The following is a 12,490-nucleotide window of genomic DNA, read 5'->3' on the forward strand; positions in this document are numbered from 1 at the left end:
GTATCAATACATAACAATCGCATACTTTTTTTCTTCTTCCTCTTCATCAAAGATAAAGGCAAAGTTAAGTGTCACATCCACTCCATCTTCTGTTAACCAATTAAAGGGAAAAGTGGCAGGCTGAGCACTAGTTGTTAATCCATGCTTTAAAATTACCTTTCTTTCGAATGTGCTGAATGCTTCTTCAAGTCCGTGCTCCTGAAAATCGTATTCTGTTATTAAATAATTTTTTAATAAGGGCCAGCTGTAAAATTCAATCACGATAGAAACTCCTTTATTTGTATAGAATCAGGTTTATTATAAGTGTTGCTTGATGGATAAACAAATTCAAGTGCTTGATTACAACATATACATAAGTTTGAACCATTATTCTAAGAGCACAATGGCAGTAAAGCCTTTGTGTTTTTATTCGTTATAAAAATTAATATACGATATTTGATACCGTAGCTGTTAATTCACTTTTTCTCTTTTATATAATTACAAACTTTAATCTGACCAACCAATCAGGTATAAAAAATCGTTAAATAACTTGAATTAACGTTTAATTATAAGAATTTAGAGAAATTATATTAATATAGAATAAATGCTCTTATTAAGAGAAATAGACTTATAAAATCGAAAACAAGCTAATGGGAAGGAGAGAGGGCAAATGGTCAAAGGACTAGGAATTGACTTGGGAACAACTTTTTCATGTGTGGCGTATATCGATGAAAACCAAAATCCAATTGTATTAAAAAATGCAGAAGGCAATGCTACAACACCATCTGTTGTTTATTTTGAATCACAGGAAAATATTGTAGTAGGAGAAGTAGCAAAACAAAGCTTGGTATCTGAACCGGATAATACGGTAGCCTTTATTAAGCGTGATATGGGGAAAATAGACGATGAAACAAAGGCGCCAATTATGAGAACAATTCATGGAATAAGTATGTCTCCACAAGAGATTTCGGCAAAGATTCTTACGAAAATAGTCAAGGATGCTAATGCTGAGCTAAGGAAAATAGGGAAATTAAGTGATGGAAATCCAGATATTAAGGATGTGGTGATTACCTGTCCTGCCTATTTTGGTATGGCTGAAAGAGAGGCAACTAAGGCTGCAGGCAAGATTGCAGGTTTAAATGTAATGAATATTATCCCAGAGCCTACAGCTGCAGCATTAAATTATGCTCATGTTAATAAGGGTAAAGAACAAACCGTTATGGTTTATGATTTAGGCGGAGGTACATTTGACGTTACGATTATTGAAGTCCACGATGGTATTCCGCGAGTTATTTGTACAGATGGTAGTCATACATTAGGCGGGAAAGATTGGGATGATGCACTTGTTCAATATTTTGCTGAAAAATATATAGAAGAAAAGGGTGAAGACCCTAGAGAAAACCTGGATATCTTACAGGAGTTATTTTTAAAGGCGGAACAAACTAAAATAACTCTGAGCAACAGAGAATCAGCACCAATTATGATTATTGGTGATTCAGGACGAATAAACTTTACGATGACACGCAACGAATTTGATGAAAAAACGAAGGATCTATTAGAAAGAAGTATTAGTTATACAGATAAATGTTTGAAAATTGCTGCAGCGAAAAAATATGGAAAAGATATTGAAGCTATAACGAATGAAGAAATAAATAAATATCTTCATGAAGAACTTACCGACATATTATTAGTCGGGGGTTCTTCCAAAATGCCTCAAGTATCAAAATTAATTCAGAGTAAATATGGTATTAAAGCAAAAGAAGCAGACTTGGATGAGGCTGTTGCAAAGGGAGCGGCCATTTGTGCAAGCAATGATTATGTGGAATTCAGTGAAGAAGACTGGCAATTGGTAAAAAAATCAGTTGGCGAGCAAGATTATGATTTTGTGAAAGAAGCGATTCAGGAGGGAAATGAAAGCATAATCAAACAGTATGAAGATGTACTGCCAAGACATATGGTTCAAAAGCAAGAATCGCGTGGCATGATTTTTACAAATGTTTCTCCAAGAACATACGGAACAGCAGCCTATGAAAACTCTTCCAGAGATAAACTAGTAATCTTTAATTTTATAAAAAGAAATGATGAACTTCCACAAAAACAAACCCTGATGTTTTATACGATGGATGAAGGGCAAGTTGGAGTGGATATTGACGTATATGAATCATTTACTATGAGTGCAAAGGCTGAACTTGAAGAAGGTAATAAAATTGGATCAGGAATACTTGAGTTTCCAAATAGCATGCCGAAGGGAACACCTATTGAGATCACACTTCGCATGAATAGTGCTGGTTTATTGGAAGTTAGTGCCTTTCATAAAGAAACAAATAGTATGTATAATGGTACTTTTGATGTTTCGAACTCTTTATCCACTGAGGAAACAAAACGAGCTATAGAACGTAATAAACACCAATCATTCAATTAAGAAGAAAATCATACAACCTTGGAATGTGGTGATTGATATGACGAATGATAATTATTTTGATTTGTTTAAACTTAAAGTGGATGAGTCGCTGATATTAAATCCTACTTCTGAGTATGAAGAGCAAATAAATAAAGCTTTTTTAGAAACGGAAAACAGATGGAAACAATTAAAGCTAAAACATTTAGGTAAGAAAAGCGATGAAGCGTCTGAAAATTTAAAGAGATTGAAAGCACATGAATTTGATATTTTAAAAAATCCGACAGAACGACAACGGTATTACTTGAAAATTAAAGAGGAGAAGCAATCGGAACTAAAAACTAGATTAATCGAATCTAATGAAGAGGATATGGATCTTGAAGCTTTAAAGAAACAATACCATCAATATCTAGATGAATCGGAAATTGAAAAAATAGTCAAAGAGATATTTAAAGCTAAAGAAAGACCAGATGAAGCCATATCAATGAATCTACTTAATAAGCTAGCCATTTATGAAAATGAATTGAAACAGTTAGGAGAAGTGAATTTATTTACTGCTTTTGGATTTGATGAAAAAGCAAACTATGAAACAGTCAAAAATAAAATCAAGCAAAAACAAGATGATTTACAAAAAATATATGATGAGCACCCAAATGATAGTAGTTATAAAAAATATATTAATAAGAAGGATATCCTGAGAAAGTTTGAAAAAGAAGTGTTCTTAACAAATGATTTCAAAGATCACTATGAGGAATATAAACATTTTCTAAAATATTCAATGTTTATCCAATTATTACTGAATATAAAAGATAAGGATATTACTACCATTTATTTCAAAGATATTTTATTGGAGAAAGTAAAAGAAGAAGGTATCGATGAAAAAAAATTCATCTTGTTTTTATTAAAAAACCACAAGTATTTTGGCATTAAAGGTATTTCTCCTGTTACGGATTATTATATCGCCAATGTCGGGCATAAGGATTTTGGAGAGGAAGATACTCAACAAACATTGCAAAAAGTTCTTTCTATAAAAGATTATGAGTATCATTGTGGTCGTGAGGCATTAAAAAATAAAGAGTTTGATAAAGCTTTTGAGCATTTTAAAGAATCTAATATTATTGATCACAGTTATGCACTGTATGAATTAGCTGAATTATATTATACAGGTACAGATAGCCTTCCTAGGGATCTGAATAGGGCAATAAAATTACATGAAGAGGCGATAAATAAAATCAATTCTAAAAAAGGAAATAATAAAAATTCGTTGTATCGGATAAGTCAGATGTGTTTCAGTGGAGAGGGTTGCGTAAAAAATGAACAAGTTGGTTTTAGTCATTTAAAGGAATTTGTCAATAATTTGCATGCTTCGAATGATTTTTACAATCAAGCTCATTTAGATTTAGGTGACTGTTATTATAAAGGGAAAGGCACTACTAAGAATTATAAAAAAGCACTGGTTCATTACAACAAAGTAAGTGATGAAACGGCTAAAGGAAGAATAAGAAAAATAGAGCGAGAGATTACTTATAGGCCAATTATAATGATTGGGATAACTTCAGGTTCTTATATTTTATTGTGTTTAGTATCTTTGTATTATTTACAAGAAGTTCTTCCAACTGATTTTAATATAGCTAATGTATTAATCTATTTTGGGATATTATTTGCATGGATGATCTTTACAAGCTTGTATTTCTATATAAATCCATCATGGTTAAATCAACTAATCAAGTTTGATAATATAAGGACACTTCAGGCAAAGATTGTACAATATATATATTTAAATAAAAAGCGGATATTAACCATAGCGATATTATTGTTTGGATGTGTTTGTTTCTTGTTGTTTTACACGGAGGGGTTAATTAAACCTTGGTTAACTGAAGCAGACGTTGGAGAAATCCCGGAATTTTTATCCCTCCTATTAAATTATGGAGTAAACTGGGTTTCTGTGGGAATATATTTAATAGTGTTGTTTCCTCTATATATTATTAAGGAAGTTCATAGTCCAAATGACGCAATTAAGGTCAATGTTAAAACAATCATTTTTGACGGAGTAAAAACTTATTTATTCGCATCAGGTATCTATTATGCTATCCAGTGGTCTGCAGAAAACGTATTAACAGAGTTTAGTGTATTAAAGTATATTGGAATAAGTATTTTTTTGTTGATAATCGTATCAATAATTAATACTACAAAAATAATTAATCGGTTATTTAATGGAAAGTTAACCGTATATGTATTTGCGGTGTTATTGTTGTACGGTTCATTAACTTGTGCATTAGTGGCTGAAAATAACGGGGACTTGCCAATAGCTACTACATTGCTGCAAGTCGCGTTTACCTCTCTTTTTATAGAGACAAAGAACCTATAAATTATTTTTTGACCTTGGGTTAGTCGTTTTGCTAATTAATACAAGAAATGATTCAATAAATAATACGTTAAATTAACTTTAATACCATCTAATTGGTAATGGTATAGTTAGCTCTATATGAAAATAAATTTCATTATATAATTAACAGACCTCCAATTGTAAAAACAATTGGAGGTCTTTCGTTCTTTAAGATTATAGGTAAAGAATATTAAAACTACAGGCTAGATTAAGACCTATTTGCTTTATCTAATTCGGCTCCCAAAAATTTTGCGAGCTCAAGCATTCCATATAGGCCTGCCTCAGCTTCGGCGTCGGAATTATAGTTTGTATTTGTATTGATATCATATGTGTAAATCATTCCATCCTGATCACGGATAAACTCAATTCCGGCAATGTCAATACTTGCTGAGGTAAGAAATTCTTCGTATTTCGCAATAATAGGATCATTGAAATCCTTAATAATTTTAAATTGCGGAGATATATCCTCTTGTTCTCCAACTGGGCAAAATAAATCCTCTATTTGGCAGGCATCGGCAGGACATAATTCAAAACCTTTTGATGTATCAACACGAACAGCATATAGAAATTTTCCTCCGATAAATTCACAGCGGGTTATCGAAGAATCAGGGGAGAGGATATATTGCTGTATGAGTGTGATCCCATCTACTGGCTCTTCAAAAAGAGGGCTGTTTACGTATTCCTCTAGGGCTTCTACAGATTGAAATAGCTGCACACCAAGACCTTTTCCAGCTCTGTTGTGTTTAGTAATAAAAGGTGTCGTTCCAAGTTTTTTAGCGGCAGAAATGATATTACTCCGACCGACAGCTGCAATCGTGGCAGGAGTTTTGATACCTGAAGCTTGAAGAGCAGTATATTGATTGATTTTGCTGATTTCCATTCCTAAAGCCTTTGAACCGTTAAATACTTTTCGATTATGACGTTCGAGCCAGTTGATTACTCCGCTAGCAAGTTCAGGTGCATAACGGTGTCCGCGTGTGTGGGATGACGCACTCATACGGTTGTAAAAAATACCTTCTGGCGGAGTATCCGTCAAATCGACTAAGCCCTCAGCTGAATGCCAGTTTTTGTATGGAAGGTTTAATTCTTCCATTCTATTAATTAAATGATTGGTCCAGTCATCATTTTCATGAATGATATGTATATGTGTCATTAGGAAAATCTCCCTCTAGTTTTCGTCAATTTATGAAAATCATACCATTTAACTTGGAATTGGGTCAAATGTTGAAATTTAGGAAAAATAATTATTGCAGTGGAAAAACAGTTTGGCAAAGTTTATACTGTTGATTGAGAAAGAGATTAAAAGGGAGATACCATGCCAAATTTTTCGCCATACAGATATTTTTCAAAAAAAGACTGGGCTAACTTGCGATTTAATACGCCAATGACATTGACTCAATCGGAAATAGAAGAACTTCAAGGTGTTAATGAAAAGCTTTCTGTTGAGGAAATTACGACTATTTATCTGCCGTTAACCCGTTTATTAAATTTATATGTGAACTCATCACAAATGCTGCACACGGTCACGGACACATTCTTTGGGAATACTACAAGAAAAGTGCCATATGTTATTGGTGTAGCAGGAAGTGTGGCTGTAGGGAAAAGTACAACAGCCCGTATTATTCAGGCTCTTTTATCCCGATGGCCAAATACTCCACAGGTAGAAATTATCACAACGGATGGATTCCTCTATCCTAATGCTGTTCTTGAGGAAAGAGGAATAATGGACAAAAAAGGTTTTCCTGAGAGTTATAATACGAAGGAATTAATCAAGGTTTTATCTAGGATTAAAGCTGGACATCCAAAGGTGAAGGCACCTATATATTCGCATCTGTATTATGATATAATGCCTAACCAATATACTGTCATTCAACAACCGGATATCGTAATAGTGGAAGGGATTAATGTTCTGCAGACTCCTAAACAGGATGATCATTTCCCAAGTGTTTATGTATCAGACTTCTTCGACATCTCCATCTATGTCGATGCCACTGAAAATAATATTTATAATTGGTATGTTGAACGTTTTAAAACGCTTCGTAAAACCGCTTTCGCCAATCCGGAGTCTTATTTCCACCGCTATGCCGATTTGACGGATGAAGAAGCAGACGAAATTGCAACAAATATATGGAACACCATTAACAAAATCAACTTGGATTTAAATATAGCTCCAACTAAAACGAGAGCGAACATTATTCTTAAGAAGGATTCAGATCATTCTATTTCCTCAGTGAAGCTGAGAAAGATTTAAAAGGATGTACTATGGGGAGCGGGTGAAGTATGGCAACTGAGAAACAGAAAATGATTAATGGAGAATTATATAGGCCAAGATGAAGAGCTCGCCAATGAACGTCTCCGTGCCAGGAAGCTTACGAGACTATATAATCAGACAATGGAAACTGATTATGCAGAACGAACAGCTTTATTAAAAAAGTTACTCGGTTCAACCGAAAAAAATTGCTATATTGAACCGACTTTTAGGTGTGATTATGGGTACAATATTCATGTTGGTGAAAACTTTTATGCCAATTTTGATTGTGTTATTTTAGATACATGCGAAGTTCGAATTGGTCAAAATTGCATGCTTGCCCTGGTGTTCATATTTATACAGCCACACACCCGCTCAACCCTGATGAATGAAATTCAGGAAATGAATATGGAAAGCCGGTCACAATCGGTGACAATGTCTGGATTGGCGGCCGAGCGGTTATTAATCCAGGGGTGACAATTGGAAACAATGTAGTGGTTGCCTCAGGAACTGTTGTAACGAAAGGTATTCCAGATAATGTGGTTGTTGGCGGTAATCCGGCCCGTATTATAAAACGAATTGATAAAGAATAAGATTCTATTCCCATTTACATAATGAGTTGTGTAGGAAGAATAATATTCCTTGGTGCTATTATTCCATTGATAAATGAACTTATTGTTAAAATGAGATTATTTTGATTACATTATATGGGTACTTTTGATAAAATTTAATTAATAGTTTAAGATATAATAGCACTTATAACTTCAAATGAAGTACGAACAAAATTGAGGATGTGAAGAATGAAGAAACATATACCAAATTTATTGACTTTAGGAAATCTTTATTGTGGTTATCTGTCCATTTCTTACATTATCAGCGGGGATGTGCGAAATGCGACTATACTCATTTTTATTGCATTGATGCTTGATGCGCTGGATGGAAGAATGGCAAGAATTTTAAGGGTAGCCGATGATATGGGAAAACAGCTTGATTCATTGGCTGATATTGTATCATTTGGGGTCGCGCCTGCCTTTTTAGCATCTTATACATATTTATACGATTTTGAACAATATGGTCTTTTGATTGCCGGTTTGTTCCCGCTTTTTGGATGTTATCGACTTGCAAGATTTAATATTACGCCTACTGAGGAATCATTAAAGCATTTTAAAGGAATCCCAATTACATTTGCAGGGGGACTTGTTGCCTTTTTAGTACTATTTGAAAACTGGATTCATGTCAGCGTATTTGTCATTATATTCTTTAGTTTGGCAATCTTGATGGTCAGTACCATTAAAATCCCAAGCTTCAAAAAGGTAAAATTAAATTATTATACGGTCATTATAACTTTATTCCTATTGTATATGTTTTATCTTATTGCAAAGTCAGGGTTTAAAAGTGTTCCTGAATTTTTCTATGTTGCCATTGCTATTTATATTATCTTTATCATTGCCAGATACATAAAAGGTAAGACACCTAAGTTTCGTCTGAAAAAAATGAGAACGATTCGGGTCAGAAAAAAGAAAATTAATAAAGGAATGAAAAAGAAATAATGATCTATTGAGTCTACTGCACCTTATATTCCTTTTTGGTTTCTATGACATAGAAAGTTAAAAGGCATTCAGGTTTTAAAAATAAGAAGACTCATATTCAAACGTTTTATGATCCTCTGAGCTTTTTCACACCCCAAATGTTGGATTTCGAATCTGACTTTTGGGGTGTTTATTTATGGTTAATTTTTGAGAAATGGATAGCTGGGGAAGAATCCTATGTAACAATCGGAAAGAAAGGGTAGGATTCAGATTTAGATATGGAGTCTGAAAATTAAGACATCCGAGATAAGCTATCCTGCAACTATTTCTAGCTATTATCCTAAGTAAATGAAATTGATTGTTTGACAGCATAAGTGAAGGTGGGTATTTTTATGAATTCTTTTTTAGCATTAATCAAATATCTAAAGTCATACAAGTTAATTGTATTGCTTGGCCCCTTATGTATGATTGTGGAAGTAACTATGGACCTGATTCAGCCGACAATCATGCAAAATATTATTGATAAAGGGATTGCTTCGAGTGATAGTCGTTATGTAGTAACAATGAGTATATTTATGCTGTTCTCTGCAATTATAGGGCTGCTTGGTGGTATGGGAAGTACGATATTCAGTACGCGCTCAGCGATCCATTTTTCAACTGACCTTCGCAGAGATGTTTTCGAAAAAATTGATTACTTTTCTGGAGAAAATACAGATAAATTCGGTGCTGGAAAACTGATTACTATTATGACGAATGATATATCAGCCGTGCAGCAGGCTGTCATGATGACCTTACGTATATTTGTTCGTGGCCCAATTATGTTTATTGGCAGTATTATTATTGTGTTTTTTACTGCCAGAGAACTTTTTCCAATTCTTCTGGCAGTTGTACCTGTATTAACAATATTAATCGTTTTATTTACATGGAAGGCCGGTCATCTTTTTCAAATGGTGCAGAAGGCAATTGATCGTGTCAATACGAAATTACAGGAAAACCTTGCTGGAATCAGGGTAATTAAAGCATTCGGTACACAGAACCATGAAATGAAACAATTTCAGATTGTTAATAAGGAATTAACAGCGGTCAATATCCGTGCTGACCAAGTCATTATGGGGTTAATGCCCATACTATTGTTTATCGTTAACATGGGAATAGTTGCGGCTATTTGGATGGGTGCGATTAAGGTTGATAACGGAAGCTTGAATGTGGGAGTAATTGTAGCATTTATAAATTATTTAACAATCATTTTGAACTCCCTTATGACAAGCAGTAATGTTCTCATGCAAATCACTAGAGCTTTTCCATCTGCAGGGCGGATTGTTGATGTATTGAATACAGAGCAAGACATTAAACAATCTGACCAACCGCTTGTTCCTGTACCGGATAAAGGTACTTTGGAATTCAAAAATGTGAGTTTTAGTTATAGCAAAAATGGGGAGAGAGTTCTTTCTAATGTTTCTTTTAGTGTACCGAGTGGACAAACACTTGGAATCATTGGAGCAACAGGTAGCGGAAAGACAACGCTGGTCAAATTACTACCTAGACTTTATGACGTGGATGAAGGGCAAATCCTGTTGAATGGAATAGATATCAAAGATATGGATATACAAGAATTACGAAAGTCCGTCGGATTTGTACCGCAGAAAGCGTTGTTATTTTCTGGAACTATTAGTCAGAATTTAACTCAGGGTAATGAAAATGCAACAAAGGACGACATGACAGAAGCTCTTCAAAATGCTGAAGCCCTTCAATTTGTAGAACAATTAGACCCGGATTATGCATATGAACTCACTCAGGGGGCAACTAACCTATCAGGTGGCCAAAGACAAAGAATATCCATTGCTCGGGCTTTTATACGGAAGCCATCCGTAATTATATTGGATGATTCTACTTCAGCGGTGGATGCGATATCGGAAAGCCGTATCAGAAAAGTATTGATAAATAAATATCCGGATTCAACTAAAATTATTATTTCTTCAAAGCTTTCATCATTAAAACATGCGGATCAAATTTTGGTTCTTGAGGATGGTAAAGTAACTGGAATTGGCAGCCATAGTGATCTTTACCAAAAAAATGAACTCTATCGTGAATTATGCTCTATACAGAGTGAGCAGGGGGTGAGCCATCTATGAGCCAGCAGACGCAAACTCAAAAACAAGTGAATATGAGACCAGGTCACAGACATTCATTTGGGCCTAAAAGCAAGGCAAAACATCAAAAGGAAACGGTCCTAAGAATATGGACCTATCTTAAAAGGCGAAAATTAACACTGTATGCGTCAATCATATGCGTACTATTTTCGACTGTGTTCAGTTTGCTTGGTCCTTATTATATTGGTATCACAATTGATGAATATGTACTTGTTAAAGATGTAGATGGTTCTATTCGAATGACTTTGCTATTAGCCGTTATTTATATAGCAGGTGCGATTCTTACCTGGCTCCAGCAAAACTTGATGATACATATTTCATTAAAAACGATTCGGACAATTAGAGAAGAATTATTTTCAACCCTGCATACATTAAGCCTCCGATTTTTTGATAAACGCTCATCCGGCGATTTAATGAGCCGGGTAACCAACGATATTGATAATTTAAATAATGCATTAAGCCAAAGTGTAGTCCAGATTTTTTCTTCCTTACTGACAATCATTGGTGTCTCAATCGCCATGTTTGCATTAAATTGGGTGTTGTCTATTGTCTCATTTCTTGTGATACCCCTTATGATTTTTACATCCAAAAAGATTATCCAAGTGAGCAGCCGTAATTATGCCAAGAGGCAGCAAAATTTAGGTAACCTGAATGGGTATGTAGAAGAAGCAATAAGCGGCAAAGAGGTCATCACTCTTTTTGGACGAGAGCAGGAAACCATCAAGGAGTTTAAAAAGATCAATGAGGACTTGCGTGAATCGGCTATACAGGCTGATACATATGGTGGTTTTCTCGGCCCTGTCAATAACTTTATCAATAATCTCGGCCTTAGCTTGATTATTGGCACTGGGGCCATCATGTCGGTGCATGGGCTGACAACAATAGGTGTAATCGCTGCTTTTGTTACGTATTCAAGATTATTTTTCAGACCGATCAATCAGTTATCCAATTTGATGAATACGATTCAATCCGCTATAGCAGGAGCTGAGCGTGTGTTTGAGATAATGGATGAAGTACCTGATTTAAAGAATAAAAGGGGAGCTATACCAGCGACTTCTATAAAAGGGAATGTCCGATTTAAAGGTGTTCGATTTGGCTATGAGAAAGAGAAGGAAATTATAAAAGGTATTTCCTTAGAAGCTAAAAGCGGACAAACCATAGCATTGGTAGGCAAAACTGGTTCAGGAAAAACGACTATTATTAATCTGCTATCAAGATTCTATGATCGATTAAGCGGTGAAATTTGGATTGATGACAGATTAATAGAGGATTATTTAGTCGAAGATTTAAGAAAAAGGATAGGAATCGTTCTACAGGAAACATATTTGTTTTCTGGAACAATCATGGAGAATATCCGTTATGGCAAACTGGATGCCTCTGATGAGGAGGTCATTCGAGCTGCTAAGATTGCTGCTGCACACCAGTTTATTAAACATTTGCCAAATCAATATAATACAGTCATCACATCGGGTGGTATCAACTTAAGCCAGGGTCAAAGGCAATTAATCTCGATTGCACGAGCGGTTTTAGCAGATTCAGATATTTTAATATTGGATGAAGCCACTTCGAGTATTGATACACGTACAGAAATAGCCATTCAAAACGGAATGAAAAATTTGACTAAGGGTCGTACAACCTTTGTAATTGCACACCGCTTAAAAACAATCGAGAATGCTGACTGTATATATGTCATCGATGATGGGTTGATTGTGGAACATGGAACCCATGAAGAGCTTATTCAAAATAAAGGGTATTATCACAGACTATATGAAAGCCAATTCACGATTTGATTTCACTAAA

The 12,490-nt window shown here is 34.8% G+C and carries 8 protein-coding genes and 1 pseudogene; 7 read left to right on the top strand and 2 right to left on the bottom strand.

The features are described 5' to 3' along the window. Positions 1 to 3: 3 nt before the first annotated feature. On the bottom strand, positions 4 to 261 hold the full coding sequence (locus AC4G3O_RS10300; protein ID WP_139891156.1) for a hypothetical protein: 258 nt from the start codon (positions 259 to 261) through the stop codon (positions 4 to 6). Between the two features lie 388 nt (positions 262 to 649). Between AC4G3O_RS10300 and AC4G3O_RS10305 the strand changes: the two genes are divergently transcribed. Continuing rightward, positions 650 to 2,401: an Hsp70 family protein gene (locus AC4G3O_RS10305; protein WP_491136126.1), complete on the top strand. Its 1,752-nt coding sequence runs from the start codon at positions 650 to 652 to the stop codon at positions 2,399 to 2,401. 37 nt (positions 2,402 to 2,438) lie between these two features. Then, positions 2,439 to 4,745 carry a tetratricopeptide repeat protein gene (locus AC4G3O_RS10310; protein WP_491136127.1) on the top strand — a complete coding sequence of 769 codons (2,307 nt, stop codon included), beginning with the start codon at positions 2,439 to 2,441 and terminating at the stop codon, positions 4,743 to 4,745. 226 nt (positions 4,746 to 4,971) lie between these two features. Here AC4G3O_RS10310 and AC4G3O_RS10315 read toward each other — a convergent pair whose 3' ends face one another. After that, entirely contained in the window at positions 4,972 to 5,916 is a 945-nt protein-coding gene (locus tag AC4G3O_RS10315) for an ATP-grasp domain-containing protein (protein WP_491136128.1), read from the bottom strand. A 162-nt stretch (positions 5,917 to 6,078) separates the two neighbouring features. On the opposite strand from AC4G3O_RS10315, the gene coaA reads away from it, so the two are divergent. The 5 genes and pseudogenes from coaA (at position 6,079) to AC4G3O_RS10340 (ending at position 12,480) form a co-directional block, all read left to right on the top strand. After that, positions 6,079 to 7,014, top strand: coding sequence for a type I pantothenate kinase (gene coaA, locus AC4G3O_RS10320; RefSeq protein ID WP_066099908.1), 936 nt, complete (start codon positions 6,079 to 6,081; stop codon positions 7,012 to 7,014). A 29-nt stretch (positions 7,015 to 7,043) separates the two neighbouring features. Beyond that, a pseudogene (gene maa, locus AC4G3O_RS10325) lies at positions 7,044 to 7,604 on the top strand (maltose O-acetyltransferase). 207 nt (positions 7,605 to 7,811) lie between these two features. After that, the gene (gene pssA / locus AC4G3O_RS10330) at positions 7,812 to 8,561 is read left to right on the top strand and encodes a CDP-diacylglycerol--serine O-phosphatidyltransferase (protein WP_066099906.1); all 750 of its coding nucleotides are present in this window, start codon (positions 7,812 to 7,814) and stop codon (positions 8,559 to 8,561) included. A gap of 371 nt (positions 8,562 to 8,932) precedes the next feature. Continuing rightward, complete coding sequence (locus AC4G3O_RS10335) at positions 8,933 to 10,672, top strand: ABC transporter ATP-binding protein (RefSeq protein ID WP_140461333.1); 1,740 nt, start codon at positions 8,933 to 8,935, stop codon at positions 10,670 to 10,672. Between the two features lie 32 nt (positions 10,673 to 10,704). Continuing rightward, complete coding sequence (locus tag AC4G3O_RS10340; RefSeq protein WP_066102216.1) at positions 10,705 to 12,480, top strand: ABC transporter ATP-binding protein; 1,776 nt, start codon at positions 10,705 to 10,707, stop codon at positions 12,478 to 12,480. The last annotated feature ends 10 nt before the right edge of the window (positions 12,481 to 12,490 follow it).

The sequence above is a fragment of the Bacillus sp. z14 (2026) genome, from assembly GCF_058313575.1.